Source organism: Bacillus sp. COPE52 (assembly GCF_003355115.1).
Taxonomy (GTDB): domain Bacteria; phylum Bacillota; class Bacilli; order Bacillales; family Bacillaceae_G; genus Bacillus_A; species Bacillus_A toyonensis.
In genome coordinates this window covers 3,602,149-3,628,380 of the sequence record NZ_CP031292.1, presented here as the reverse complement: position 1 = coordinate 3,628,380, position 26,232 = coordinate 3,602,149, and the positions used below count along the sequence as shown (strand labels likewise).

Genomic DNA, 26,232 nt, shown 5'->3' with positions numbered 1-26,232 from the left:
AATGGAGAAAGATTTTGGTCTTAATGTAGAGTTTATGTCTAAGGAATTGAAACTTCTTTTTGCAATTTTGAAGTTAAAAGATGATGAAACAATGCAAACTTACAGCAATGAATGGTTTTCGGATATTGATTGGGAATTATTTCTTGAACAGGCTGTGCATCATCGCGTTTATCCGGTGATATATCAAAAACTTAAACAGGTAGATGAGGAAATAATTCCTTCACATATTGTACAATCCTTGAATAGAAAATATAAAAAAAATACATTTCAAATGCTTTATTTAAGTGCTGAAATGGAACGAATAAATAAAATATGTAATGAAAATGAGATTCGTATGATTTTTCTAAAAGGGCCTGTACTATCTCAGGATTTATATGGAGATATTTCTTTACGAACATCCTGTGATTTGGACGTTCTTATTCCAATTCAAAATTTAGAAAAAGTAGAAATACTACTTTTAGAGCAGGGGTATGTAAAAGATGATTATATTCAAACGATATTAAATGATTGGAAATGGAGGCATCATCATATAACATTTTTTCATCCGACAAAGCAGATTAAGCTTGAGATTCATTGGCGGTTAAATCCCGGACCTAGTAAGGAACCTGGGTTTGAAGAGCTTTGGAAGCGAAAGAGAAAAAGCACCCTTACGAGTAATTCCGTATATATGCTAGGGAAGGAAGATTTATTTTTATTTCTTGTATCTCATGGTGCTAGACATGGTTGGTCCAGATTACGCTGGTTAGTAGATATAAAAAAAATTGTCAATCAAGATCTTAATTGGAGTGAGATTCATAAACTAATGAAAACATATCAAATGCTACATTTAGGAGGACAAGCATTAATTTTGTCATCTCAATTGCTAGGTGTACGGATGGATGAAAGAATGATGGAATTAGTAGCTAAAAAACATTCAAAACAGTTAGCGCAAGAAGCCTTGTTTTATTTCAAGCAAATGATAAACTTGCATACCGATCCGGTTCCTGAAGAAGTACTTGCTTATCATAGTCGACATTTATTTTCGTTAATGTCTAATCAGCAAAAAACTTTATTTATTATGAGCCAACTATATCCTTATCCAATTGATGCGAAAACATTGCCGTTACCTAAATTTCTTCATTTTTTATATTTTCCTTTACGTCCGTTTCTATGTATTTGGAGAAAAACGAAGAAGTTTGCTTTGTTATTGGGGGAACATCGATGAATTATATTATATATTTTATGAAGAAATTATATTCTTCAGCAGGAAAAATACTGTATGTGAATTTATTTGGTATGGTGTTAATAAGTTTACTTGAAGGGATAGGTATTATTTTATTACTTCCTATGATAAGTATGACTGGAATAATTAATGCAGGTGAGGAGACTTCTTTTATTGCACCTGTATATAGAATTTTGCAGAATTTCCCTAAAACAACAAGTTTAATTTCTATTTTAGGTATATATGTATTAATAGTGTTAAGTCAAAATATACTGCAAAGAAATATAACGTTAAGAGATGCGAGAACGCAACAAGTTTTTGTACGAAAGTTAAGAGTAGAAACATATAGTATGATTTTAAAAGCAAAGTGGAGATTTTTTTTAGAAAAAAGGAAAACAAATCTAATTAATATATTAACTACAGAATTAGCTCGTGTTAGTTATGGGATTAATTTAATTTTACAATTGCTAGCTACTATTCTATTTACATTCATACAGGTAGGGCTTGCGTTTTTATTATCTCCCCAAGTCACTGTATTTGTTTTGGGCTTTGGCTTATTGTTCTTGGTAGCTTCTCGTGTTTTTATAAAAAAAGCACGGATACTAGGCGGTAAGACCTCAGAATTGGCAAAAGACTATCTTTCTGGTATAACAGATCATTTCAATGGAATTAAAGATATAAAGAGCAATACTTTGGAAGGATCACGTTTGGATTGGTTTCAATCTATAACAAAAAAGATGAGTAGCGAACAAATGGAGTATATGAGAATAAGGTCAAACTCTCAATTGTTTTATAAAATTTCAATGGCTATATTAATTGCATTTTTTATATTTTTGTCAGTAAATATGTTTCAAGCGCAAACGGCCCAGTTACTATTAATCATTCTCATTTTTTCAAGATTATGGCCAAGGTTCATGACGATTCAGTCAAATTTAGAACAACTGGCTGCAAGTATTCCTGCCTTTAAGTCATTATGGGAATTGCAACAGGAGTGTAATGAAGCGGTTGAAATGCAGGATATATACATGCAAAAACATATAAAGCCGATTTGTATAAAACAAGGTATTGAGTGTAAGGATGTTTCTTTTCGTTATAATAAGCAAGAAGCTTTATATGCACTTCAAAACATTAATGTACAAATTCCAATAAATAGTATGACGGCAATTGTAGGACATTCTGGTGCTGGGAAAAGTACATTAATTGATGTGTTAATGGGGTTAATCCAACCAGAAAAAGGTCAAGTGTTAATAGATGGTATCCCTCTTACAACTGATAATTTATTATCATTAAGACGGGCTATTAGCTATGTACCACAAGATCCGTTCTTATTTAATGCTAGTATAAGAGAGAATTTAATGATGATTGACTCGAATGTAAATGAAGAACAAATTTGGGCTGCATTAGAATTTGCGGCAGCAACTGAATTTGTACGAATGCTTCCAAATGGACTTGATACACTGATTGGAGATCGTGGGGTGAGGCTTTCAGGTGGTGAACGTCAGCGACTTGTATTGGCTCGAGCTATTTTAAGAAAACCGTCGATTTTAGTATTAGATGAGGCTACGAGTGCGTTAGATACTGAAAATGAAGTGAAAATCCAATCAGCAATAGAAAGATTGAAAGGAACAATGACTATTGTTGTTATTGCACATCGCTTATCTACTATACGCAACGCAGATCAAGTTATTGTTTTAGGAAAAGGTGAAATTGTTCAAAAAGGTGAATTTAATCAACTAGCTAAAGAAAGAAAAGGTGTATTTCGAAATTTACTAGGGTCACAAATGGAAGTTGGTTCTTAGAGGAGAAAAATTGAATGAAGCTTTGTATGAATGCAGTTCGAATCGAATAAAATCTCGAATAATGGTGAACTACAACAGATTCTTATTCGGGATTTTATTTGCGCGTTTTTAAAGTCAGTGAATACATATAAACAAGTACCTTGCAATAAATAGTACCAAGTGGTATATTATGGATATATCTAGTACCGTGTATTGAACAGTACTAAACTAAGAAAGGAGGATTACATTTGAACGTTCAGTTTAAAAAAGGTGTGTTAGAGCTATGTGTTTTGGCACTTGTGAAACGTAAAGATAGTTACGGTTATGAACTTGTACAGCAAATTTCAAATAAATTTTTAATATCGGAAGGTTCAGTATATCCATTATTACGTCGTTTAACGAAAGAGGGATATTTTCAAACGTATTTAAAAGAGTCCACGGAAGGACCGCCTCGTAAATATTATCAGCTAACAGAGCAAGGGGAGACGCAACTTCATTTGTTAGTAACAGAGTGGAGTGATTTTGCGAAAGGGGTACAAGAAATTATTGAAGGGGTGAATTGGGATGAATAAAGAACAATTCCTTAGAGAATTATCGAATCAGCTTAGAAAGTTACCGGAAGAAGAGAGGAAAGATATTTTATTTGATTATGAAGAGCACTTTCAGTTTGGGATAGAAGAGGGGAAAACTGAATTAGAAATAATAAAAGGACTTGGTTCTCCTAAAGTAATTGCAAAAGAATTACTTGCGATGTATCGCTTCGATGAAATGAAAAAAGATCCATCGACTTCAAATGTTACAAGAGCTGTCATGGCGGCGATTGGACTTAGTTTATTTAATTTTATTATCGTGTTAGGCCCTTTAGTTGCAATTATCGGTTTTATATTTTCTTTTTGGGTCGGTGGGATTGCTAGTGTAGTGACACCATTTTTCGTTATTGTAAAAGTATTTATGGGCACTTTTATATGGTTGGATCTGTTCGTTAGTATAACATTTGTTGGAGTAGGTTTGTTGTTATGTATGATAGCTTATTATAGTACGAAGTGGTTTAAAAGATTGTGCGTACGTTATGTGATATGGAACTTCAAAATGATAAAAGGGGAGTAAATGATGAAAAAAATATTGTTAGTAGCTATCGCTTGTATCATTATTGGAGTAATAGGGATTTCACAAACATATGAAAAAGCAGTAAAAACTGCAGAAAAAGGCGATAAAGAAGACGTAATTAAAAACGAAACGCTAAAAAATATAGAAGTTAAGTTAGGTGCTGGGGATATTGTCGTCCAAAAATCTCCGGATTCCTCTTTTTATGTAAAGCAAACAGGAGATGTAAGTAAACAAGAACTTCGTATTACTGAAGATGGTGACACATTAAAAGTTATTGGGGAAAGAGAAAAAGATGTTTCGTTTGATTTTTCTTTTTACAATTTCGGATTTCAAACGTCTACATTGACTATATTTGTACCAGAACGTTCTTACCAAGAGATCAAAGTACATTCAGCCGCTGGACAAATAGAAATAAGTGATGTGAAAAGTGACCACGTAAATGTTGGAACGTTCGCAGGAGAAGTGGATTTGAAGCATGTAACAGCTAAGAACGTAGAGGGATCTACAAAAGCTGGTGAGGTGAACTTTAAAAAGGTTATAGGGAAAGTAACAGCAAAAACGACTAGTGGGGATGTATATATTATGGATCATGATCCTAAGTATGATGTAGAGGCAAGCTCAACTGCTGGAGATTTAACTATTACTTTATCGGAAAAACCAAAAGATGCAGTAATAACTGGGCAAACTCCCGCTGGAGACGTGACAATTTTTAATGAGGAAAATAAAAACGTAACAATTGGTAATGGGAGTAAAAAGGTTAGCGGCAAAACGGCTGCTGGAGATGTTACTATAGAAACACGTTAATAATAGATGAGAAGATAGAGTCATTCGAGTTTTTTGGAATGAATTAAAATCTACCAATATATAAAAGAAGATAATTCCCTATATAAATAAGGGAATTATCTTCTTTTATTATTTTTAATGTAAATCACGATATACGCCAATTACTTTTCCAATAACTGACACTTGTTTTAAAATGATAGGTTCTAATGAAGAGTTTTCCGGCTGTAGACGGAAGTGGTCTTTTTCTTTATAGAAACGTTTAACAGTTGCTTCGTTATCCTCTGTTAAGGCAACGACAATTTCACCGTTGTATGCAGATTGTTGTTGGCGAACAACAACTAAATCTCCATCAAAGATACCAGCTTCAATCATGCTATCTCCAGAAATACGTAACATAAATACTTGATCTGATCCAGAAACGATACTAGCTGGAAGTGGGAAGTGCTCTTCTACACTTTCGACTGCTGTAATCGGTAAACCGGCAGTAACTTTTCCGACGATTGGAACTTGAATAACAGATTGTGTTTCTGTATCCATTCGGTCATCGCCTAAAATTTCGATTGCTCGTGGTTTTGTTGGATCGCGTCGGATATACCCCTTTTCTTCTAGTCGTGATAAATGTCCGTGCACTGTAGAACTAGAAGCGAGGCCGACTGCTTGACCGATTTCACGTACGGAAGGTGGATATCCTTTTTCTTGTACTTTTAGCTTAATAAAGTCGAGAATGTCTTGCTGGCGTTTCGTTAACTTTTCCATGTTTTCTAACACCTCGTTTTCTTTCGTTTTTCTTATTAATAAGTATAACATGCGAAAAAACATTCTACAAACATAAGTTCGAACAAAAGGGAGATTTATGATACACTAGAGAGAAAATATAGCGAGAAAGAAGGGTTCAAAATGAATGCAATTGTTTATGCACGTGTGAGTACAACAAAAGAAGCACAAGAAACATCGTTATTGCGTCAAAAGGATGAATTATTGCATTTAGCTGAGCGCTATGAAATGAATGTGACAAAAGTGATTGAGGAACAGGCTAGTGGCTATACAATTGAACGTGATGGCATATTAGAAGTATTAGATACAATTCGAGATGAACAAGTTGATGTACTTCTAATACAAGATGAAACACGTCTTGGTAGAGGGAATGCGAAGATTGCATTAATGCATTGTTTACATAAAGAGGGAATAAAAGTATATACACATACGCATAATGGTGAATTACAATTGTCGGATTCTGATTCGATGGTATTAGATATAATTAGTATTGTTGAAGAATATCAAAGAAAGATTCATAACTTGAAAATTAAACGTGGTATGCAACGCGCGGTAGAAAAAGGCTATCGGCCAGAACATAATTTAAAAAATCGTCATTTAAGCGTAGGGCGAGAGAAAAAAGAAGTGCCAATTGAGGAAATTGTACGTTTGCGCAAGAGTGAACTCACTTTCGAAGAAATTGCGGCAACGCTTCGTGGATTTGGTCATAATGTGTCAAAAGCGACTGTACATCGTAGATACGTAGAGTATACAAAGCAATTGCTTGATAAAGAAGAGTAACTATTGTATGATAATAATCAGTTTTGATTAGAAGGGGGATTCGAGATGCTTAATCACGAACTCGTTGAACGCATTAACTTCTTAGCGAAAAAAGCAAAAGCTGAAGGTTTAACTGAAGAAGAACAACGTGAGCGTCAATCGCTACGAGAACAATATTTAAAAGGATTTCGTCAAAATATGTTAAACGAACTTAAAGGAATTAAAGTCGTTAACGAAGAAGGTACAGATGTTACACCAGCGAAATTAAAAGCTTTAAAAAAGCAAGATAATGCAAAATTAAATTAAAAGATGGGCGAAGCCCATCTTTTTTTATTTGTTATTTAATAACTTTCCAGTTGTTATTTCTCGTTGCTTCTATTCTTTTATGCTTCAATATATAGTTAGCAATAAGTTCAGACATATCTGTTGGAATATCTTTTATTACTGGTTTATTTTGAAACATGAAGAAGTTCCCTCCGCCGTTTGCTCGATAATTATTCATAACAACGTCATATTTTTCATTTATATCGAGTGTAGCGCCTTTATACTGTAAAGACTCTACTCTTTCATCAATTGGTTTTGAAATGTTTAATACATACGAAATCCCTTCCCACATATCGTAATTATAATGCGCAGGTTTTGGTTCTATGAATGCAGGATTAACAATTATATCTCCAACTTTATTTAATGTGAAATAAGAAGCAGAAAGTTCGAGAGCATCTTTTATATCGGCTCCAGTCACTCGAATAACTTTTAATGTGTTTGGGTAAATATAATTGGAAACGATATCCCGCATTGTGACATGTTTCGGGAATCCTGGAGATGTATTATGAAACAAACTTGTACAAGAAATAGAAACGTTAGCTATATCCATCTGGATTTTATTTATGAATTCAATAAAAGGATGGTCTTGCAAACGAGTTTGCATAGCATCTGAAATTCGCATGTCTCCATGAATGATGCCAATAGGCTGATCAAGCCATTTTTGTGTTTTCTCTTCATAATCGGCGACCAAGGAAAGAACATCTTTGTCGGCCTCGATTCCTTGCACAGGCAATAATTGTGCGTAACTATTTTTCTTTACCCATTTTTGTTCTGTTTTTTCGAATATTACTTTTACCTTTCCAACGGAGTGTCCATTGCATCCGGTCTGTAAAATTGTTACACCATTATCTAAAGTTTGAGCAATTTCTCGGTGTTGGTGACCTGTTAGTAAAATATCTATACCATCAATTTCATCATACATTGCGTATCCTTGGTTTTCACCTGTTAAAACTTCAGTCGGTACTCCAGTTTGAAAATCGCATTCAAATCCCCCGTGATAGGCTACGACTAGTAAATCGGGCTGCTCATGTTTACGGATGTAAGGAACCCACTTTTTTATTGTTTCTAATGCATCTTCAAATAGTAAATCTTTAATATGATGAGCCTGTTCCCAATTCGGGATGTAATGTGTTGTTGCCCCTAAAATAGCAATTTTTATATTTGATTCAATATGTTTTATTATATAAGGTTTCCCGAAATAAGGTTCTTTTATGTTTTTATCTAAAATGTTTGCTGATAAGTAAGGGAAGTTTGCAGTTTCTACAGCATGATTTAATATATCCATTCCATAATTAAATTCATGATTGCCGATAATTGCAGCATCATAATTTAAATAGTTGGCCAATAAGGACATTGGATTTTTCTTATCTTTTTCGTATGTAGCGTAATGATAAGTTAAGGGTGTTCCTTGTATGAAATCACCGTTATCAACTAAAAGAACGTTTGTATTTTTGGAACGTTCTTTTTTTATAAGAGTAGAAATTTTAGCTAAACCAATTTCTGCTTTGGAGTTATCTTGGTAATGAATTGGATACACAGTACCATGTACATCGCTTGTTAATAAAATATTTAAAGTTACAATTTGATTTTGATTCAATACCATTCACCTTTTCTATTGTGATCTTTCAATTAATCATATCAAATATATGAAAAGAATTTTAATGAGAATGTATAGAATGTGTAAAGATTCTGTAAATAAGTAATTGTTTGTAAAAATATGTGATATATTTCTTCATGTTTACGGAAGGTTATTTTATAACAACGAAAAATGGAGGCATTCATATGTTGAAAAAAGTTTTTGCAATGAGCACAACAGTTGTACTAGCAGCGGGGTTATTAAGTGGCTGTGGAACGAAGGAATCAAGTGCAAGTAAAAATGAGGATACGAAAAAAGGTTATGTACCGAAGACGTTAAATGTTCAATTTGTTCCTTCTCAAAATGCAGATACGTTAGAGGCAAAAGCAAAACCATTGGAAAAACTATTAAGTGATAAATTAAACATTCCGGTAAAAGTTAGTATTTCAACGAATTACAATACAATTGTAGAAGCTATGGCATCAAAACAAGTAGATGTAGGATTTTTACCTCCAACAGCGTATGTGTTAGCGCATGAGAAAAAGGCTGCAAACGTAATATTACAGGCGCAACGTTTTGGGGTAGATGATGAAACTGGAGCTCCCACAAAGGACTTAGTAGATTTTTATAAATCAGAGGTTGTTGTTAAGAAAGATTCTAATATTAACAGTGTAAAAGAATTAAAGGGTAAAAAAATTGGTTATCAAGATGTAACATCATCAGCAGGGTATGTATGGCCTGCTGCTGTATTGTTAAAAGAGGGAGTCGATCCGCTAAAGGATGTGAAACCTGTTACATTAAAAGGTCATGATCAGTCACTTATTGCTCTTTTAAATGGTGATGTTGATGCAGCTGTTGTATTCCAAGATGCTCGTAATATTGTAAAAAAAGATTATCCGAATATATTCGATCAAACGAAAATAGTAAAATTTACGGAGAAAATTCCAAACGATACGATTTCTGTACGTTCTGATTTAGATGCGGAGTGGAGCAAGAAATTACAAGATGCTTTCATTGAAATAGGAAAGAATGAAGAAGGGCACAAAATCATTAAAGAGGTATACTCACACGAAGGATATGTGAAATCTGATGATAGTAAATTTGATATCGTTCGTCACTATGGAAAGAAAGTGGAAACACAATAATACATATGGAAATGGCGACTAACTGGAAAGTGTGTGATTTCAGTTAGTTTGCCGTTTTTCAGTTATTGATAATACATAGAAGGTAGGTAAGATGTGTGATAGAGTTTCAAAATGTCTCCAAAGTGTATCCAAATGGTACGAAAGGATTGAAAAACATAAATTTAAAAATTCAAAAAGGTGAATTTGTTGTAATGGTCGGGCTATCTGGGGCTGGAAAATCTACACTCCTCAGATCAGTAAATCGCCTTCATGAGATTACAGAAGGAGAAATTATTATTGAAGGTGAGTCTATTACTGCTGCAAAAGGCAAAGAGTTACGACGCATGCGCCGAGATATTGGTATGATTTTTCAAAGCTTTAACCTTGTAAAGCGATCCACGGTACTGAAGAATGTATTAGCCGGGCGTGTTGGATATCATTCGACATTACGTACAACGTTAGGCTTGTTTCCGAAGGAAGATTTGGAACTTGCATTTCAGGCTTTGAACAGGGTAAATATTTTAGAAAAAGCATATGCACGAGCAGATGAATTATCAGGAGGACAACAGCAACGTGTATCGATTGCTAGAGCATTGGCACAAGAAGCGAAAATTATATTGGCAGATGAGCCTGTTGCTTCGTTAGACCCACTGACAACAAAGCAAGTAATGGATGATTTGAAAAAAATTAATGAAGATTTTGGAATTACGACAATTGTAAACTTACATTCTATTGATTTAGCGAGGCAATATGCTACACGCATTATTGGATTACATGCAGGTGAAATTGTTTTTGATGGTGTAGTAGATGAGGCAACGGATGAAAAATTTGCTGAAATTTATGGGGACGTAGCTCAGAAAAGCTCACTATTAGAGGTGGCAGCTAAATGAATGACGTGACGATATATTCGAAATCGATACCGAAGCCGCCGAGTAAATTGAAACATATGTTAACGGTTATTCTAGTTATTTTACTGTTGTGGGGTAGTAGTGTACAGGTCGACGCATCATTTTCAAAACTAGTAGTTGGTTTTCCAAATATGATGGATTTATTGAAGGAAATGGTGCCACCAGATTGGAGTTATTTTCAAGTTATTACAACAGCAATGTTAGATACAATACGCATGGCGATTATTGGAACGACTTTAGGAGCGATTTTAGCCATTCCACTTGCACTATTTGCAGCAAGTAATGTATTTACTAGTGTATTTTTGTACGGTCCAGCTCGATTGATTTTAAATTTTATACGAACGATACCAGATTTATTATTAGCGGCTATTTTTGTAGCGATTTTTGGAATAGGACCACTTCCAGGTATTTTGGCTCTTACTTGTTTCTCGGTTGGGCTCGTAGCGAAATTATTGTATGAGTCAATTGAATCAATTGATCCAGGTCCATTAGAAGCGATGACAGCTGTAGGAGCGAATAAGGTGCAATGGATTGTTTATGGGGTCATTCCGCAAGTGAAAGCGCACTTTGTTTCCTACGTACTTTATACATTTGAGGTGAATGTACGTGCCGCAGCCGTTCTAGGTTTAGTAGGAGCAGGTGGCATTGGTTTATATTATGATCGTACACTTGGATTTTTACAATATCAACAAACTGCTTCCATTATTATTTATACCCTTGTTGTTGTATTGTTAATTGATTACATAAGTACATTGTTGCGGGAGAAATTATAATGAGTAAAACGACGATAATCGTACCAAAACCGAAGAAACCGAGTGTAAATCACTGGATTATTTTTATAGCACTAACAGTTATATATGTATGGGCCTTTTCAGGTGTCCCACTCGAGGGAATAAAGAATACAGCGGGAGAAATTACAAAAGCAATTATGACAGGCGTGTTGAACCCAGATTGGTCGTATGTATCTTTGCCTGATGGTGAAGATTTATTACATGGTTTGATTGATACGTTGGCAATTGCGATATTAGGTACATTTATTTCTGCCTTTTTATCTGTTCCATTTGCTTTTTGGGCAGCAACAAATATGAGTAGTGGAAAATTAACTTCAGGTGCTGGGAAATTTGTACTTAGTTTCGTTCGTACATTTCCTGAATTAGTTATGGCTCTTTTATTTATAAAAGCTGTTGGGCCAGGCTCTTTTGCCGGAGTTCTAGCTTTGGGATTACACTCTATCGGAATGTTAGGGAAACTATATTCGGAAGGAATTGAAAATATAGATAAGGGACCGACCGAGGCGTTAATAGCAACAGGTGCAAATCGGTTTCAAATACTTTGGTATGCAGTATTACCACAAGTGTTACCAGATTTTCTATCGTATACGTTATACAGGTTCGAAATTAATGTAAGATCCGCTGCGATTTTAGGTGTAATTGGAGCAGGTGGTATTGGTACGCCATTAATTTTTGCATTAAGTTCACGGAATTGGTCTCGTGTGGGAATTATTTTATTGGGCATCATTCTAATGGTAATTATAATCGATTTTATTTCAAGTTCGATTCGAAAACGGATTGTTTAACGGATTTTAAAAGCATCGAAGTCAGATGCTTTTTTGTCTTTTTAAGTATTTATTAAAAGAAGTCTGTACATTTGTATAAATATACAGACAATTCCCTTTCTTTTTAAAATAAAAACAATAAAAAAGTATGTCATATTGAATACCCATACATTCCCGAAATCATTGGTTTTTTTATAAAAAATCAAAAAAACATCAACATATTTGTCGATACATGTTGTATAATCTTGCGTGGGAAGCTATCATATAAATGTATAAAACGTTTACTAATATAAGCGAAGGGAAGAATAGCATGTCACATTCAATCGAACAACTTTCTATCAACACGATTCGCACATTATCCATCGATGCGATTGAAAAAGCAAACTCTGGTCACCCAGGAATGCCAATGGGTGCAGCACCAATGGCTTATACATTATGGACTCAATTTATGAAACATAATCCAAATAACCCAACATGGTTTAACCGCGATCGTTTCGTATTATCTGCAGGTCATGGTTCAATGTTATTATACAGCCTACTTCACCTATCTGGTTATGATGTAACAATGGATGACTTAAAGAACTTCCGTCAATGGGGAAGTAAAACTCCAGGACATCCTGAGTACGGTCATACTGCAGGTGTAGACGCAACTACTGGTCCACTTGGACAAGGTATTGCAACTGCTGTAGGTATGGCAATGGCTGAAAGACATTTAGCGGCTAAATATAACCGTGATGCGTATAATGTAGTAGATCATCATACATACGCTATTTGTGGTGATGGAGATTTAATGGAAGGCGTTTCTGCTGAAGCATCTTCATTAGCTGCTCATTTACAATTAGGTCGTCTTGTTGTGCTTTACGATTCAAACGATATTTCATTAGATGGCGATTTAAATCGTTCATTCTCTGAAAGTGTAGAAGATCGTTACAAAGCATACGGATGGCAAGTAATCCGTGTTGAGGATGGAAACGATATTGAAGCAATCGCGAAAGCAATTGAAGAAGCGAAAGCTGACGAAAAACGCCCAACGCTAATTGAAGTAAGAACGACAATTGGTTTCGGTTCTCCAAACAAATCAGGAAAATCAGCTTCACACGGTTCTCCACTTGGTGTAGACGAAACAAAATTAACGAAAGAAGCATACGCTTGGACTGCTGAACAAGACTTCCATGTAGCAGAAGAAGTATATGACAACTTCCGTAAAACAGTACAAGATGTTGGTGAAACAGCGCAAGCAGCTTGGAACACGATGTTAGGTGAATATGCACAAGCATATCCAGAATTAGCAAACGAACTGCAAGCAGCAATGAACGGTCTTCTTCCAGAAGGTTGGGAACAAAGCTTACCAACTTATGAATTAGGATCAAAAGCAGCAACACGTAATTCTTCAGGTGCTGTAATTAATGCAATTGCAGAGTCTGTACCATCATTCTTCGGTGGATCTGCTGACCTTGCTGGTTCTAACAAAACATACATGAATAACGAAAAAGACTTTACAAGAGAAGATTACAGCGGTAAAAACATTTGGTACGGTGTACGTGAATTCGCAATGGGTGCAGCAATGAACGGTATTGCACTACATGGTGGTTTAAAAACTTACGGTGGTACGTTCTTCGTATTCTCTGATTACTTACGTCCAGCAATTCGTCTTGCAGCATTAATGCAATTGCCAGTAACGTATGTATTCACACACGACAGTATCGCTGTTGGTGAAGACGGTCCAACACATGAGCCAGTTGAGCAATTAGCAGCGCTTCGTGCAATGCCAAATGTATCTGTTATTCGTCCAGCTGACGGTAACGAATCTGTTGCGGCTTGGAGATTAGCTTTAGAATCTACAAAAACACCAACTGCTTTAGTATTAACTCGTCAAGATCTTCCAACATTAGAAGGCGCAAAAGACGATACGTATGAAAAAGTTGCAAAAGGTGCATATGTAGTTTCTGCAAGCAAGAAAGAAACAGCTGATGTAATTTTACTTGCATCTGGATCTGAAGTAAGTCTAGCTGTTGAAGCACAAAAAGCGTTAGCAGTAGACGGCGTTGACGCAGCTGTTGTCAGCATGCCATCTATGGATCGCTTTGAAGCTCAAACTGCTGAGTACAAAGAATCTGTATTACCAAAAGCAGTAACAAAACGTTTCGCAATCGAAATGGGTGCTACATTCGGATGGCACCGTTACGTAGGTTTTGAAGGAGATGTGTTAGGTATCGATACATTCGGTGCTTCTGCTCCTGGTGAGAAGATTATGGAAGAGTATGGATTTACTGTAGAGAACGTTGTTCGTAAAGTAAAAGAAATGCTTTAATGATTTTAGAAAAATCTCTCCGGCATGGAGAGGTTTTTCTATGTAAATGAGTTTTTTCGACAGAAAAAGTTTTTTATCTCTCCGCAGTCAGACAATCATTGCAAATTTTCTTCTATATAATGAAGAGAAAAGGTTGTCCAGATTGGGAGGCTGAAAATGAAAACGTATGAATTGTATTTAATTCAAGAGGATATTGCGAAAGCTTATTTTGGTCGTGAATATTTGTTTTTTGATTTATTTGCTCGATTTTCAGAATCTGGGTCCCTTTCGGAGAAAAAAGTGTTATATAAACAAATGATGTATATAACGATGCCATTACAAGTAATGAAAATTCATCATAAATTAGAGCAAGCTTTGCGTGTTCTTGGTAAATATGATAGAACACATCATACGCATACACTTTTTACGGGAGCGGAATATGGCGAAATAATAGTGAAACCACACTATATTCGCATGAATACCTCTGGAAATGTCTCTATGGAAACGACTTTCTTTGAGGTGTTAAGAAAGTGTGAACTAACATTTTTAGCTATGGATTATGAAAATACAAAATACGGATGGTTGAATCCTTTAAAACAAGTACGAACATATGTGTAAAAAATGTCGAATTCTATCTTGTCTTATTGAAAAGGTTTTAGTACACTGTAAGGTAGACAACATGAAGGAGGAAAATATATGCCAATTTGGTTAGGTATTCTAGTGGGCGTAGTAGCACTAGTAGCAGGCGTGGCGTTAGGATTTTTCATTGCCCGCAAATACATGATGAACTACTTAGAAAAAAATCCACCAATTAATGAACAAATGTTAAAAATGATGATGATGCAAATGGGACAAAAACCTTCCCAAAAGAAAATCAATCAAATGATGAGCGCGATGAGCAAGCAACAAACAAAATAAGCGCTAAAGGGCACTCGATAAGAGTGCCCTTTCCTATTGGAATTTTAAAGTGTTTAAAACTTTTAAAAATTCTGTATTTTTGTTAAACTGAAAACATCGCTCATTTTAAGGGAGGAGGATAAATATGAAAGTATTTTTTAATTTAGCTTGGTTTTTTAAACAAGAGAAACGAGCGTACATAATCGGGATTATTATGTTATTTGGTGTCGCGCTTCTTGAACTTGTAGCCCCGAAAGTACTAGGTATTGTAGTAGATGAAATTAATAATGGAACATTAACATCTGAAAAATTGTTGAAGTGGGTTATTCTGTTAGTTGTTGTAGGGATTACTATGTACATATTGCGTTATTTGTGGCGTATTATGATTTTTGGATCTTCTTTAAAATTAGCCCGTCAATTACGAAAGAATTTATATGAACATTTTACAAAGATGAGTCCAACTTTCTATCAATCACGTCGTACAGGCGATTTGATGGCACATGCGACCAATGATATTCAGGCAATTCAGCAAACTGCTGGATCGGGTGTTTTAACACTTGTTGACTCATTAGCAGTTGGAGGATGTGTACTTGTAGCGATGGGGTTTACAATTAGTTGGAAGTTGACATTATTAAGTTTAATTCCGATGCCAATTGTAGCGATTTCTACAAATTATTATGGAACTTTATTGCATAGAAGATTTCATAAAGCGCAGCAATCGTTTTCTGAAATCAACGATAAAGTACAAGAAAGTATGAGTGGGATGAAGGTAATTCGCTCGCTTGGACAAGAGAAAGAGGATTTGGAAGCATTTCGGAAGAAATCAGAAGATGTCGTACATAAAAATATGTTAGTCGCGCGTATTGACTCGTTATTCGATCCAACGATTGCACTTATTGTCGGGTTTTCGTTTTTAATCGCAGTTTGTTACGGATCTTTATTAGTAGTACGGGGCGAATTAACTGTAGGAGAGCTAGTAACGTTTACAACATACTTAGGGACTCTTGTATGGCCAATGTTAGCTTTTGGATGGTTGTTTAATATTATGGAACGTGGACGCGCTTCGTATGATCGTGTGGAGAAAATACTTTCACAAACTTCAGATGTAGTAAATAAGGAAAACGCTATAAATACTATAGCAAGTGGTGATGTTTCATTTGCTATTGATTCATTTTCTTATAAGAAAAATGAACTATTAAACTTAAAAGATATTTATGTTAATTTAAGAAAAGGTGAAACGCTAGGTATTGTGGGACGTACCGGTGCAGGGAAGACGACGTTGTTAAAATGTTTAATTCGAGAATATGATCATTTTAATGGTGAATTAAAAGTTGGTGAACGGGATATTCGAGATGTAACACTTCATGGTGTACGTTCTGCAATTTCATACGTGCCGCAAGATCATTTTTTATTTTCAGCGAGTATTGGAGAGAACATTGCATTCGGAAAGGTCGATGCTACATATAAAGAAATTGCTCGTGCTGCTGAAATTGCTTGTATTCATAATGATATCGTTCAATTTTCAGAAGGGTATGATACGGTAGTAGGTGAAAGAGGTGTTTCACTATCAGGAGGTCAAAAACAGCGGATTTCAATTGCGCGTGCTTTATTAACGAATGCTGAAATTTTAATTTTAGATGATTGTTTATCAGCTGTCGATGCAAAAACCGAAGAAACTATATTATCCGCATTGAAACGGGAAAGAGCAGAAAAAACGACGATTATTACTGCACACCGTTTAAGTGCAATTCAGCATGCAAACATTATTCTTGTGATTGATGAAGGAGCGGTAGTGCAACGAGGAACACATGAACAATTGATGGGAGAAAATGGTTGGTATAAAGAAATGTACGAAAGCCAGCAACTAGAGGCGTTAGTAGAGAAAGGAGGCGTATGATGGCTGAGAAAAAGCGGAGTGATTTAAGAAGATTACTTTCTTATATGAGACCATATAAAAGGTTATTAGCATTAGCATTTTTATTCCTAGTTGGTGCAACTGTAACTGAAATGATGGGTCCTTTTTTAATTAAACAATTTCTTGATGAACATTTAGTACCGCGTAACTTTGATCAATCAGCACTTGTTACTCTATTTGTAGTGTATATAATTGCACATTTATTAAAAGTATTATTTACGTATTTAGATTTATTGTACTTTCAAAATATAGCTTTTAAGATTGTTCAAGATATGCGAGTTGAAGTGTATGAACACGTTCAAAAATTGTCATTAAGTTTCTTTGATCGTACGCCGATAGGTACACTCGTATCTCGCATAACAAATGATACGGAAGCGATTAAGGATTTTTATGTAAGTGTACTATCAACATTCGTAAAAAATGTAGTGTTTTTAGTAGGGATTTTAGTGGCGATGTTTTTATTAGATGTAAAATTAGCACTATTTTCTCTTATATTAATTCCAATTATGTTTGCTATTATGGTGCTATATCGCCGGAAAAGTGCAGCTTTTTATTTAGAAGTACGTAATCAGTTAAGCGTATTAAATGCGAAGTTAAATGAGTCCATTCAAGGAATGAATATTGTTCAAGTATTCAGACAAGAAAAACGTATGAGAAAAGAATTTGAAGAAGTGAATAATAAACATTATAGTGCAGGACGACGCACGTTAAAGTTAGACGCATTACTTTTACGTCCAGCAACGGATTTAGTTCATATTGTAGCAATTGCATTAGTACTTGGTTTATTCGGAATTGACGCTTTAAAGAGTCCCGTTGAAGTAGGAGTTTTATATGCGTTTGTTAACTATATTCATCGTTTCTTCCAACCTGTAAATGAGATGATGATGAAATTATCATTTTTCCAACAGGCACTTGTTTCATCATCACGTGTATTTCATTTAATAGATGAGAAAGATTTAGCGCCGGTTCAAAAAGGGGATGGGAATCCTCAAGTAGTTAATGGAGATATTGAATTTAAAAATGTTACTTTTTCGTATGATGGAAAGCGTGATGTTTTAAAAAATGTATCTTTTCATGTGAAACAAGGGCAAACGGTTGCTTTTGTTGGGCATACTGGTAGCGGAAAAAGTACCATTATGAATTTACTAATGCGATTTTATAATATTAAGTCGGGAAACATTGTAATAGACGGTGTAGATTTAGAGAAATTTGAAGAACGAGAAATTAGAAAGAGAATAGGACTCGTATTGCAAGATGCATTTTTATTTGCAGGAAATGTAAAGCAAAATATTCGTATGTACAATGAAGAAATTACAGATGAAGAAGTAAAAGAAGCTGCGCAATTTGTGCAAGCCAATACGTTTATTGAAAAATTACCAAAGCAGTATGAAACAGAAGTAGTAGAAAGAGGAGCTGCATTTTCTAGTGGTCAACGACAATTAATTGCTTTTGCTAGAACGATAGCAACTAATCCGAAAGTGTTAGTATTAGATGAGGCAACAGCTAATATCGATACAGAAACAGAAGAGGCTATTCAAACAGCGTTGCAGCAAATGAGAAAAGGTAGAACGACGATAGCGATTGCTCACAGGTTATCTACAATTCAAGATGCAGATCAAATATTCGTTATGCATGATGGAGAGATAGTAGAAAGGGGAACACATCAAGAGTTACTGAGTGAGCAAGGGTTGTATTATAATATGTATTTACTACAAAATAAAGGAAGCTTGCAAAAGGCCTTGTAATATACAAGGTCTTTTTTACTTTGTATATAAAATATATTTACTCTTTGTTTTTATAGCATACATGTCGTGTCCATTTAGTAAAGTTGTACATATTGTATGTATACGGAATGAAAAAATTTGATAGGAGATTTTATATGCAAAACAGATCGAGTTCAAATGTTACGTTTATCGATGTGTCTCATTGGGAAGGGAGTATTGATTGGAATGCAGTGAAGGCATCTGGCATTCCAGCAGCATATGCAAAAGCGACAGAAGGTGTAAATTATCTTGATCCTACTTTTGTTCAAAATGTACAAGCGGCACGAAATGCGAATGTATTAATCGGTGCATACCATTTTGCACATCCAGAACAAAATGATGCAATTTCAGAAGCGAAATATTTTGTGAGTATATTACAAAGCAATCAAACAGACTTAATGCCAGTTCTAGATTTAGAGTCACCAACAGATCCGAGTAATAGTAATTTAACTGGTACCGCTATATCTAATTGGGCAAGAAGTTTCATAAATTATGTGAAACAGGCTACTGGAAAAAATGTAATGTTATATACAGGAGTTTGGTATATTAATGAGTTTGGAATTAACGGGTTAAGTGATATTCCACTTTGGATTGCTAGATATTCTAGTACACCGCCTGCTGATGCTGGTGGATGGACAGAGTGGACAGCGTGGCAATACACTGATTCTGGTCAAATTTCAGGTGTAGGAAATTGTGATGTATCAGCAGCAGTTTCATTAGAAGCTTTGCAAGGGAATGGATCGAGTGGTGGAGGGAATGTTTCTCCGCCTAATAATGCAACTCCAGTTTACGGTGTTGCTGTAATTAATGGCGATAATGTAAATTTACGGACTGGACCATCTTTACAATCTAGTGTAATTCGCCAGCTAAATCGAGGTGAATCATATGAAGTTTTGAGCGAACAAGATGGTTGGCTTGCTTTGGGTGGAAATGAATGGATATACTATGATTCGAGTTATATTCAGTATAAACATTATGTGGCGACTATTACTGGTGACAATGTGAATCTACGGGATGCTCCATCATTAAGTGGAAATGTTATAAGACAGTTACATCATGGTGAGGCATATCGAGTATGGTGTAAGCAAGATGGCTGGCTCGGATTAGGTGGAAATGAATGGATATATTATGATTCGAGTTATATTCAGTATGGTGTATAATAAAGTCAACGTAAAAGGTATCTCGCCTGAGATACCTTTTATCCCGCGATTTGCAGGCAGTAAGAATCTCGGCGAATGCGAAGAAGATAGGTGGGAGTTGCCCGTAAAAGGCCGATTGGTGAGGGCTAATAATGAGTGGGTGATAGAACAAAACACTGATTAACGTGTCACTCTATGAAAAAAGTAATTTTCACAAGATGTATATTAAAAGCATAGTATAATACAATGGGGATATTTATAAAAAATAATCAAAAATTGAAATAAAGGAGTAAAAATATGGATTATGTGCTAATAGGTGTAATTTTAATATTATTAGCTGCAGTATTCGTACTGTTTTATAAAAATAAACAGTTGGAATCAGAGAGCCAGCAGGTGGAATTTGAAAAAAAGCAAGCGATTGAAACGTATGAAAGTGAAATTGCAGCCACGGTTACAGAACATAAAGAGCAACAAAATACGTTAAAAAATATGGAACAGAAAAAGTATAATGATTTACAAGTTAGTACAGCTAGAGAACTTGAAAATATGCGTATGATGAAAAATCAATTAGCTATGCAACATAGTAAAGAACGTAGTGAAATGCAAGATAAACATAGTAATGAAATACATATGTTTCAAAAGTTAATTGCAGATTTACGAGAGTATACTAAAAATAGCGCTGAAGTAAATACGCATGAAACATTACATTATATGAAGCAAGGATTTTTAGAACAAGAAATCATACAAGAAGATGAATTTCATATTATGCCGAATGTTTTTATTAGAGATAAACTTGGAATAAACGATATTCGAATCCATCATCTTATCTTATATAAAACTGGTATGTATTTACTTGAGACGAGAGAGTGGACAGGAAAATTAATTCATGGTGTAACGAAAGAGAATGCTAGTATATATTCATTTATGCTTGATGAAATAGGTAAGTATCAACAAGAAATTAAAAAAGAAGAGACGCTTGAATGTATTACAGGTGAAGATTCGTTAACTATACAAGTGAAAAATGAAGGGAATCCAGTATATAAAGCGAAGAAACAATCTCAAATTTTATACAATTGTTTGAAAGAATTGCAAGTTGATATTGTAAAAGAAAACGTAAAGCCAATTGTATATTTTTATAATGAGAGTGGTAAAGAAGTACTAGATCTTTCTAATGAGGACACACCTAGATTAAAAGATAGGGAGCAAATCGTAGCGTTTTTCAAAAATGAAGTTTTAACAGGGGAAGTAATATATACAGCGCAAGAGTTACAAAAGATAAGAGAAATGCTTTGCCAGGTGAATTAAAAAGGGGGAGATTTTTCTGGGTGCTCTATTACATGGGATTTTGTATGTTTATTTTTGTTTGTATATAGTCATGTACATTGCGTTTTTTTTCGTTATCGATATAGTTCATATGTCATTAAGTGTAAAGAGTATTTTTGTAGTAGTTATGCCATTTATTTTATTAGTCATGATTCAAAGAGTCATCTTACGTGCTTCTACAAGTCGTAATAAAGAAAAGAAACAAATGTTACGTGTAATGATAGTAGGGATCATTCCATTAATAGTGTGTGCTGTACAATTAAGTATGAATGAGTACACTTCCAATTTTAATCGAGATCGGTGGTTAAATGACGAAGAGAAACGGGTACATATGGTAGATGATTTCATGCAAAAATATAAATTAATAGGGAAATCAAATGAAGAAATTACACAATTGTTAGGAACGCCTACTGAAACGAGAAATGAGGAAGAAGGGGTCATCACTTTGTACTATCTTGGGACAGAACGTGGCTTCATTCCAATAGATAGTGAACAGCTTATTTTCCAATTTGATAGAGATGGTAGAGTTTTGACATATAAGGTACAGAGAGGGTAAAGAAACTTAGAGAGAAGCTATATGTTATAGCTTCTTTTTATTTTTCAATATGTTATAGAAAGGGAATATGAATTTTGGATGGAATAAGGAATGAAAGTGGAGGTGATGCATATATATGGATGTATTGGGTTGTTTTTATCTCGCAAAAGCCTGGTTGATGAGGGCTAATAATCAGTGGGGGTGGCCAAAACCCCCACTGATTAAAGTGTCGCTTTATCATATTGTATAAATGAAAAGGAGGTAAGACGGTGAAGACGATACCGACTGAAGTCCTGAGTAAAGAATTGATGGAAAGAGAAGGTGTTATATCTATTACAGTAAAGGAATTTGAAAAGATAGAAGTAGCTGGAGTAGTCGTTGCTGGTCCTGCTGTTATTTTAATTAATCAAGATTGATTACATATTTTCAATATAGAAAAGTAGTGAAAGCATCCGGATAGGATGCTTTTTATTTGTATGGAAGAGGGCGTATAGTAGATAATTGAGATACTGGAGGGAGAGTATGTGGCAATTATTATAACGATGTTATTAATGGGTATTTTATTAGGATTTGTTGGAGCAGGGGGAGCTGGATTTATTATCGCGATACTCACTTTAGTATTTCATATTCCTATTCACGTTGCACTTGCAACATCTTTAACTGCTATGGCATTTACGACGTTATCTGGAGTTATAAGTCATTATCGTGAAGGAAATGTTGTACTTATGATAGGCGGGATTGTTGGTGGATTTGGAGCGCTTGGTTCTTATATCGGTTCAAAGTTTGGTTCGCTTATACCAGCACATCTTCTTCATTGGTTTACAGCTGGGATGTTATTTTTATCAGCAATTTTTATGTTTATTAAATTGATTATGTCTCGAAATAAGCAAAAGCCACCCTTATGTGGACAGAAAAAACTTTCAAAAAACAACTTGATGAAATGTATATGTTTAGGATTAGTTACTGGAATGTTGGCTGGTTCATTCGGGATTGGTTCAGCCCCTTTTATACAACTTGGACTAATGGTTCTTTTAGGATTAACGATACAGCAATCTGTAGGAACGACTATGCTTGTTATATTACCAATCGCAATTGGAGGCGGGATTGGATATAGTTCGGAAGGATATTTAGATTATATATTGTTATTGCAAGTATTAATTGGGACGATGTTAGGAGCATATATCGGTGCGAAGTTTACAAATTATGCACCACGCATGCTGTTGAGATTTTCAATGATTATGACGCCAGTTTTAGCCGGATGTATGTTATTGATGGAATAAAACTACTATAGCAAGGTATTAATATATTTTACGAATGAATTATATAAGTAATTCATATTTCCCATATGAAAGGATTTGCATTAATATTATGAGTATAAAGTTCGAGTATTCGAAGTACTACTTGAATTATATCCCTATCCCTTTTCTAAAAATGCGAACAAGTTTTGCCCTATTCTATTCAATACTTAATTGCATAGAAATATATTGTTCGATGACCATTATGGAACGTACATAATGGGAAAATCCCGATCCTTAAAGAGGATGCCCCTAATCTTCATGTGAAAATATGATCGGACAAGAAAGCTGGCCAACTGATGGTCAGCTTTCTTTTTGTTCTAAAACTATTTCTTCTTTAACCTCTGTTTGCAATAATAACGTTTTTCCAAAGCGGCGTTTACATTCAGCCCGCACTTTTTGAATAGCTAGTAGTTGAGAAGTGGCGGGAACTGTGACGGTAGCTTGGCGAGGTTTTCGATTTTCTTCACAAAAGACACATTCCACAACATATTTAGAAATCATAATTTCATCCTTCCGTTTTTAATTTCTAAGAAGGGACTGCCTATGAAGTTGATGTATTCTTTCGTCACCGTTTTATTTTTTTCCTCTTTTTTCAAGGGAAAAATAAAAAAGAAGGCGAATTTTAGTAGGGGAGGGATGTTTATGGAGAGATGGATAGGTACGGCAGCTATATGTATGAATGACAGAAATGAAATTTTAATGGTGCTGCAAGGCAAAGAAGGGGAAGAAAAAAGGTGGTCTGTACCAAGTGGAGGACTTGAAAAGGGAGAAACACTAGAAGAATGTTGTATCAGGGAAGTTTGGGAGGAAACAGGCTACAATGTGGAAGTTGTAAATAAAATATACGAAAAAGAAGGTATTACATACGGAATTCCAGTGTATGTTCATTATTACTTTGTTAAAAAAATAGGCGGTAGTATGAAAATTCAAGATCCTGATGAGTTAATACATGAAATTGACTGGAAAGGGATACAGGAAGTTGAAAAATTATCGTTAGCTTTTCCGGAGGATTACGAGTTAATATGTCAATATATAAATGAAAAAGCAAGTATGTAAATACTTGCTTTTTAATGTATCCAAGATAAGAAAAGCGGAACGATAACTAAACTAGCACCCGCTGTTAAAAGCATGGATAAACTTGCGATTGTTCCTTCAACAGGGCCGATTTCGAATGCTTTTGATGTACCAGTTCCATTTGCGCTCGTTCCTAACATAATACCTTTTGCGAGCGCGGTTTTAATGCGGCAAATACGTATAAGGGAAGGGCCGAGTAATGCTCCTGTTAAGGCAGTTAAAACGACAAATACAGCTGTTAATTGTGACATGCCACCAATCATTTCTGAAATAGCCATTGCGATTGGTGTCGTTACAATATGCGGTGCTAAACTATGTTCTAGTGACGAATCAATTTGAAAATAATTTGCTAGTAGTGCCGAAGTAATAACTGATAAAAATGAACCAACGATGACGTTAAGTAAGATGGCGATTCCGTATTTCTTTAATAAATCAAAGTATTTATAGATTGGCCATGCAAAAGCAACTGTTGCAGGTTTTAATAATTCTGTTAGCCATTGACCACCAGATTCATATGTTTCATAAGGTGTGTCTAGTCCAAGCAATAAAGCGATTAAAATAATGGGACAGACAAGGAGAGGAGAAAGTAAGCTCCAATTCCAACGTTGATACATTTTTTTAGATATCCAATATGTCAATAGTGTTAATAGTAAACAAAGAAAGCCGATCATTGCGTTGATCCTTTCCGCTTAAGTAGCAATTCTGTTAATAGTCCTGTTACGAGAGTAACACAAAGTGTACTAATCATAATAATTAAAATGAGATCGATTCCATATTGTGATAGTGTATCTTTGTAACGAATAACAGCGACTGCAGAAGGAATAAAAAATAAAATAAGTTCTTTTAATAAAAAGTCTGCTCCGTCCTGTATCCACTCTTTTTTAACTAGGTTAAATTTTAATGAAATTAATAATAAAAAAATACCGATTATACTTCCTGGAACTGGGAGGTGTGCCTGTTTTGCGATCCATTCACCTGTCCAAGCGAAACAAAATAATAATAAAATTTGTCCACTTAACTTCCACCATTTCATACAGTAACCACCTCTTTCTTTTTTTACATAAAAATTGTAAAAAAGAATTAACAATTTCTACTATACGTTCATTCAAAATATTTGTCTAATATATAAATTATATGTTATTAATATATTAGACGTATTAATTGAAAGTGAAAAGGGTGTCTAAAATGGAATTACGGCATTTGCAATATTTTGTTGTTGTGGCAGAAGAGTTACACTTTGGACGAGCGGCTGCTCGTTTACAAATGACACAACCGCCACTTAGTCAACAAATTCAGCAATTAGAAAAAGAAATGGGAGTTCTGTTATTTTCAAGAACGAAGAGAAAGGTTGAATTAACAGAAGCAGGAGAAATGTTTTTAAAAGAAGTAAAAAAAGCGTTTGAGCAAATTGAAAAAGCAGTAGAAGTTGCACAAAGTGCGCAAAGGGGAGAAGTTGGATCACTCTCAATTGGTTTTGTAGGTGCGGCGATATATGATATTTTACCGTCTATCGTCAGGGAGTATAGAAAGAAATTTCCGAGAGTGTCTGTCGCATTACATGAATTATCTACACCAGATCAAGTGCATGCACTTCATGATAATCGTATTGATATTGGATTTTTACGGCCGCCAATTTCAACACAATTATTAGAGTTAGAACCAATTCAAAGGTTATCTTGTACTTTATGTTTGCCAAAGGCACATCCACTTGCAGAGAAAGATGAAATACATATAGAAGATTTACGCGATGAACCGTTTGTATTTATTACGAGACCAGTATGGCCGGCGTTGTATGATACAATTTTATCTCTTTGTCGAGAGGTTGGCTTTAGTCCTCAAATTGTACAAGAAGCAACAGAATATCAAACAGTTATGGGGCTTGTAGCAGCAGGGATTGGGATTACAGTAATCCCTGTATCGGCAAATAAATTATATAAAACAGAAGTTGTATATAAAGAGTTATATGATTCTAATTTTGTTGCAGAAATGTCGGTAGCTTATAAAAAAATGAATAGTAATCCAGAGCTGTTAGAGTTTTTAAAAATTGCAAGAGAGAAGAAACGAATAGAAGTAGAAGATGAGTAATAGTAGTAACGGTAAATAGATTTA

The 26,232-nt window shown here is 34.9% G+C and carries 28 protein-coding genes; 23 read left to right on the top strand and 5 right to left on the bottom strand.

Annotated features, from left to right (window positions below; genetic code table 11):
- Position 1: 1 nt before the first annotated feature.
- From DPQ31_RS18200 to DPQ31_RS18180, 5 genes are all read left to right on the top strand, one after another.
- Positions 2–1,204 carry a nucleotidyltransferase domain-containing protein gene (locus tag DPQ31_RS18200; protein WP_016108920.1) on the top strand — a complete coding sequence of 401 codons (1,203 nt, stop codon included), beginning with the start codon at positions 2–4 and terminating at the stop codon, positions 1,202–1,204.
- Entirely contained in the window at positions 1,201–3,000 is a 1,800-nt protein-coding gene (locus DPQ31_RS18195; protein ID WP_098821725.1) for an ABC transporter ATP-binding protein, read from the top strand. The genes DPQ31_RS18200 and DPQ31_RS18195 overlap by 4 nt, the downstream gene beginning before the upstream one ends.
- A 227-nt stretch (positions 3,001–3,227) precedes the next feature.
- The gene (locus DPQ31_RS18190; protein ID WP_001102631.1) at positions 3,228–3,551 is read left to right on the top strand and encodes a PadR family transcriptional regulator; all 324 of its coding nucleotides are present in this window, start codon (positions 3,228–3,230) and stop codon (positions 3,549–3,551) included.
- Positions 3,544–4,086, top strand: coding sequence for a DUF1700 domain-containing protein (locus DPQ31_RS18185; RefSeq protein ID WP_001031393.1), 543 nt, complete (start codon positions 3,544–3,546; stop codon positions 4,084–4,086). The genes DPQ31_RS18190 and DPQ31_RS18185 overlap by 8 nt, the downstream gene beginning before the upstream one ends.
- Positions 4,087–4,890, top strand: coding sequence for a DUF4097 family beta strand repeat-containing protein (locus DPQ31_RS18180; RefSeq protein WP_208730833.1), 804 nt, complete (start codon positions 4,087–4,089; stop codon positions 4,888–4,890).
- 114 nt (positions 4,891–5,004) lie between these two features.
- Here DPQ31_RS18180 and lexA read toward each other — a convergent pair whose 3' ends face one another.
- Positions 5,005–5,625: a transcriptional repressor LexA gene (gene lexA, locus DPQ31_RS18175; RefSeq protein WP_000413736.1), complete on the bottom strand. Its 621-nt coding sequence runs from the start codon at positions 5,623–5,625 to the stop codon at positions 5,005–5,007.
- A gap of 141 nt (positions 5,626–5,766) precedes the next feature.
- On the opposite strand from lexA, the gene DPQ31_RS18170 reads away from it, so the two are divergent.
- Positions 5,767–6,423: a YneB family resolvase-like protein gene (locus DPQ31_RS18170; protein WP_208730830.1), complete on the top strand. Its 657-nt coding sequence runs from the start codon at positions 5,767–5,769 to the stop codon at positions 6,421–6,423.
- A 45-nt stretch (positions 6,424–6,468) separates the two neighbouring features.
- Positions 6,469–6,708: a DUF896 domain-containing protein gene (locus DPQ31_RS18165; protein ID WP_000931861.1), complete on the top strand. Its 240-nt coding sequence runs from the start codon at positions 6,469–6,471 to the stop codon at positions 6,706–6,708.
- A 31-nt stretch (positions 6,709–6,739) separates the two neighbouring features.
- Here DPQ31_RS18165 and DPQ31_RS18160 read toward each other — a convergent pair whose 3' ends face one another.
- Complete coding sequence (locus DPQ31_RS18160; RefSeq protein ID WP_208730828.1) at positions 6,740–8,323, bottom strand: bifunctional metallophosphatase/5'-nucleotidase; 1,584 nt, start codon at positions 8,321–8,323, stop codon at positions 6,740–6,742.
- A 185-nt stretch (positions 8,324–8,508) separates the two neighbouring features.
- Between DPQ31_RS18160 and DPQ31_RS18155 the strand changes: the two genes are divergently transcribed.
- The 14 genes from DPQ31_RS18155 (at position 8,509) to DPQ31_RS18090 (ending at position 23,031) form a co-directional block, all read left to right on the top strand.
- Complete coding sequence (locus DPQ31_RS18155; RefSeq protein ID WP_208730826.1) at positions 8,509–9,447, top strand: phosphate/phosphite/phosphonate ABC transporter substrate-binding protein; 939 nt, start codon at positions 8,509–8,511, stop codon at positions 9,445–9,447.
- A gap of 95 nt (positions 9,448–9,542) precedes the next feature.
- The gene (gene phnC / locus DPQ31_RS18150; protein ID WP_000569223.1) at positions 9,543–10,316 is read left to right on the top strand and encodes a phosphonate ABC transporter ATP-binding protein; all 774 of its coding nucleotides are present in this window, start codon (positions 9,543–9,545) and stop codon (positions 10,314–10,316) included.
- Positions 10,313–11,107, top strand: a complete 795-nt coding sequence (gene phnE / locus DPQ31_RS18145) for a phosphonate ABC transporter, permease protein PhnE (RefSeq protein ID WP_001000771.1) — start codon at positions 10,313–10,315, stop codon at positions 11,105–11,107. Before phnC ends, phnE (DPQ31_RS18145) begins: the two co-directional genes overlap by 4 nt.
- Positions 11,107–11,910 carry a phosphonate ABC transporter, permease protein PhnE gene (gene phnE / locus DPQ31_RS18140; RefSeq protein WP_208730824.1) on the top strand — a complete coding sequence of 268 codons (804 nt, stop codon included), beginning with the start codon at positions 11,107–11,109 and terminating at the stop codon, positions 11,908–11,910. The genes phnE (DPQ31_RS18145) and phnE (DPQ31_RS18140) overlap by 1 nt, the downstream gene beginning before the upstream one ends.
- A gap of 289 nt (positions 11,911–12,199) precedes the next feature.
- Positions 12,200–14,200, top strand: a complete 2,001-nt coding sequence (gene tkt, locus DPQ31_RS18135) for a transketolase (RefSeq protein WP_199634240.1) — start codon at positions 12,200–12,202, stop codon at positions 14,198–14,200.
- A 156-nt stretch (positions 14,201–14,356) separates the two neighbouring features.
- Positions 14,357–14,797: a sporulation inhibitor of replication protein SirA gene (sirA, locus tag DPQ31_RS18130; RefSeq protein WP_000860638.1), complete on the top strand. Its 441-nt coding sequence runs from the start codon at positions 14,357–14,359 to the stop codon at positions 14,795–14,797.
- A gap of 78 nt (positions 14,798–14,875) precedes the next feature.
- Positions 14,876–15,097: a YneF family protein gene (locus tag DPQ31_RS18125; RefSeq protein ID WP_001123316.1), complete on the top strand. Its 222-nt coding sequence runs from the start codon at positions 14,876–14,878 to the stop codon at positions 15,095–15,097.
- A 124-nt stretch (positions 15,098–15,221) separates the two neighbouring features.
- Positions 15,222–16,973, top strand: a complete 1,752-nt coding sequence (locus tag DPQ31_RS18120) for an ABC transporter transmembrane domain-containing protein (protein ID WP_000862305.1) — start codon at positions 15,222–15,224, stop codon at positions 16,971–16,973.
- Positions 16,973–18,736, top strand: a complete 1,764-nt coding sequence (locus tag DPQ31_RS18115) for an ABC transporter ATP-binding protein (RefSeq protein ID WP_000818434.1) — start codon at positions 16,973–16,975, stop codon at positions 18,734–18,736. Before DPQ31_RS18120 ends, DPQ31_RS18115 begins: the two co-directional genes overlap by 1 nt.
- Before the next feature lie 134 nt (positions 18,737–18,870).
- Positions 18,871–19,914, top strand: a complete 1,044-nt coding sequence (locus tag DPQ31_RS18110; RefSeq protein ID WP_001181410.1) for a GH25 family lysozyme — start codon at positions 18,871–18,873, stop codon at positions 19,912–19,914.
- A gap of 276 nt (positions 19,915–20,190) precedes the next feature.
- Positions 20,191–21,198, top strand: a complete 1,008-nt coding sequence (locus DPQ31_RS18105) for a nuclease-related domain-containing protein (protein WP_000386795.1) — start codon at positions 20,191–20,193, stop codon at positions 21,196–21,198.
- 70 nt (positions 21,199–21,268) lie between these two features.
- Positions 21,269–21,772, top strand: coding sequence for a hypothetical protein (locus tag DPQ31_RS18100; protein ID WP_208730822.1), 504 nt, complete (start codon positions 21,269–21,271; stop codon positions 21,770–21,772).
- Positions 21,773–22,020: 248 nt separating this feature from the next.
- Complete coding sequence (locus DPQ31_RS18095) at positions 22,021–22,167, top strand: BC1881 family protein (RefSeq protein WP_000849372.1); 147 nt, start codon at positions 22,021–22,023, stop codon at positions 22,165–22,167.
- A 108-nt stretch (positions 22,168–22,275) separates the two neighbouring features.
- Positions 22,276–23,031: a sulfite exporter TauE/SafE family protein gene (locus DPQ31_RS18090; protein WP_000974640.1), complete on the top strand. Its 756-nt coding sequence runs from the start codon at positions 22,276–22,278 to the stop codon at positions 23,029–23,031.
- 318 nt (positions 23,032–23,349) lie between these two features.
- Here DPQ31_RS18090 and DPQ31_RS18085 read toward each other — a convergent pair whose 3' ends face one another.
- The gene (locus tag DPQ31_RS18085) at positions 23,350–23,550 is read right to left on the bottom strand and encodes a DUF3903 domain-containing protein (RefSeq protein WP_000624210.1); all 201 of its coding nucleotides are present in this window, start codon (positions 23,548–23,550) and stop codon (positions 23,350–23,352) included.
- A 141-nt stretch (positions 23,551–23,691) separates the two neighbouring features.
- Between DPQ31_RS18085 and DPQ31_RS18080 the strand changes: the two genes are divergently transcribed.
- The gene (locus DPQ31_RS18080) at positions 23,692–24,105 is read left to right on the top strand and encodes an NUDIX hydrolase (RefSeq protein ID WP_000442987.1); all 414 of its coding nucleotides are present in this window, start codon (positions 23,692–23,694) and stop codon (positions 24,103–24,105) included.
- Between the two features lie 11 nt (positions 24,106–24,116).
- Here the strand turns inward: DPQ31_RS18080 and DPQ31_RS18075 are convergent, their stop codons facing one another.
- Both DPQ31_RS18075 and DPQ31_RS18070 read right to left on the bottom strand, forming a co-directional pair.
- Positions 24,117–24,794: an LrgB family protein gene (locus tag DPQ31_RS18075; protein WP_098821720.1), complete on the bottom strand. Its 678-nt coding sequence runs from the start codon at positions 24,792–24,794 to the stop codon at positions 24,117–24,119.
- On the bottom strand, positions 24,791–25,156 hold the full coding sequence (locus tag DPQ31_RS18070) for a CidA/LrgA family holin-like protein (protein WP_000872363.1): 366 nt from the start codon (positions 25,154–25,156) through the stop codon (positions 24,791–24,793). Before DPQ31_RS18070 ends, DPQ31_RS18075 begins: the two co-directional genes overlap by 4 nt.
- A gap of 152 nt (positions 25,157–25,308) precedes the next feature.
- Between DPQ31_RS18070 and alsR the strand changes: the two genes are divergently transcribed.
- Positions 25,309–26,208 carry an acetoin biosynthesis transcriptional regulator AlsR gene (gene alsR, locus DPQ31_RS18065; RefSeq protein WP_000423218.1) on the top strand — a complete coding sequence of 300 codons (900 nt, stop codon included), beginning with the start codon at positions 25,309–25,311 and terminating at the stop codon, positions 26,206–26,208.
- The last annotated feature ends 24 nt before the right edge of the window (positions 26,209–26,232 follow it).

Excerpts from the sequence above, each read along its gene's own strand:
- alsR (WP_000423218.1), top strand. The coding sequence starts at position 25,309 with ATGGAATTACGGCATTTGCAATATTTTGTTGTTGTGGCAGAAGAGTTA.
- sirA (WP_000860638.1), top strand. The coding sequence starts at position 14,357 with ATGAAAACGTATGAATTGTATTTAATTCAAGAGGATATTGCGAAAGCT.
- DPQ31_RS18080 (WP_000442987.1), top strand. The coding sequence starts at position 23,692 with ATGGAGAGATGGATAGGTACGGCAGCTATATGTATGAATGACAGAAAT.
- phnE (WP_208730824.1), top strand. The coding sequence starts at position 11,107 with ATGAGTAAAACGACGATAATCGTACCAAAACCGAAGAAACCGAGTGTA.
- DPQ31_RS18085 (WP_000624210.1), bottom strand. The coding sequence starts at position 23,550 with ATGATTTCTAAATATGTTGTGGAATGTGTCTTTTGTGAAGAAAATCGA.
- DPQ31_RS18115 (WP_000818434.1), top strand. The coding sequence starts at position 16,973 with ATGGCTGAGAAAAAGCGGAGTGATTTAAGAAGATTACTTTCTTATATG.
- DPQ31_RS18110 (WP_001181410.1), top strand. The coding sequence starts at position 18,871 with ATGCAAAACAGATCGAGTTCAAATGTTACGTTTATCGATGTGTCTCAT.
- DPQ31_RS18075 (WP_098821720.1), bottom strand. The coding sequence starts at position 24,794 with ATGATCGGCTTTCTTTGTTTACTATTAACACTATTGACATATTGGATA.
- DPQ31_RS18070 (WP_000872363.1), bottom strand. The coding sequence starts at position 25,156 with ATGAAATGGTGGAAGTTAAGTGGACAAATTTTATTATTATTTTGTTTC.
- phnE (WP_001000771.1), top strand. The coding sequence starts at position 10,313 with ATGAATGACGTGACGATATATTCGAAATCGATACCGAAGCCGCCGAGT.
- lexA (WP_000413736.1), bottom strand. The coding sequence starts at position 5,625 with ATGGAAAAGTTAACGAAACGCCAGCAAGACATTCTCGACTTTATTAAG.
- DPQ31_RS18200 (WP_016108920.1), top strand. The coding sequence starts at position 2 with ATGGAGAAAGATTTTGGTCTTAATGTAGAGTTTATGTCTAAGGAATTG.
- DPQ31_RS18180 (WP_208730833.1), top strand. The coding sequence starts at position 4,087 with ATGATGAAAAAAATATTGTTAGTAGCTATCGCTTGTATCATTATTGGA.
- DPQ31_RS18170 (WP_208730830.1), top strand. The coding sequence starts at position 5,767 with ATGAATGCAATTGTTTATGCACGTGTGAGTACAACAAAAGAAGCACAA.
- DPQ31_RS18195 (WP_098821725.1), top strand. The coding sequence starts at position 1,201 with ATGAATTATATTATATATTTTATGAAGAAATTATATTCTTCAGCAGGA.
- DPQ31_RS18125 (WP_001123316.1), top strand. The coding sequence starts at position 14,876 with ATGCCAATTTGGTTAGGTATTCTAGTGGGCGTAGTAGCACTAGTAGCA.
- DPQ31_RS18155 (WP_208730826.1), top strand. The coding sequence starts at position 8,509 with ATGTTGAAAAAAGTTTTTGCAATGAGCACAACAGTTGTACTAGCAGCG.
- DPQ31_RS18120 (WP_000862305.1), top strand. The coding sequence starts at position 15,222 with ATGAAAGTATTTTTTAATTTAGCTTGGTTTTTTAAACAAGAGAAACGA.
- DPQ31_RS18100 (WP_208730822.1), top strand. The coding sequence starts at position 21,269 with ATGTACATTGCGTTTTTTTTCGTTATCGATATAGTTCATATGTCATTA.
- DPQ31_RS18185 (WP_001031393.1), top strand. The coding sequence starts at position 3,544 with ATGAATAAAGAACAATTCCTTAGAGAATTATCGAATCAGCTTAGAAAG.
- tkt (WP_199634240.1), top strand. The coding sequence starts at position 12,200 with ATGTCACATTCAATCGAACAACTTTCTATCAACACGATTCGCACATTA.
- DPQ31_RS18105 (WP_000386795.1), top strand. The coding sequence starts at position 20,191 with ATGGATTATGTGCTAATAGGTGTAATTTTAATATTATTAGCTGCAGTA.
- DPQ31_RS18165 (WP_000931861.1), top strand. The coding sequence starts at position 6,469 with ATGCTTAATCACGAACTCGTTGAACGCATTAACTTCTTAGCGAAAAAA.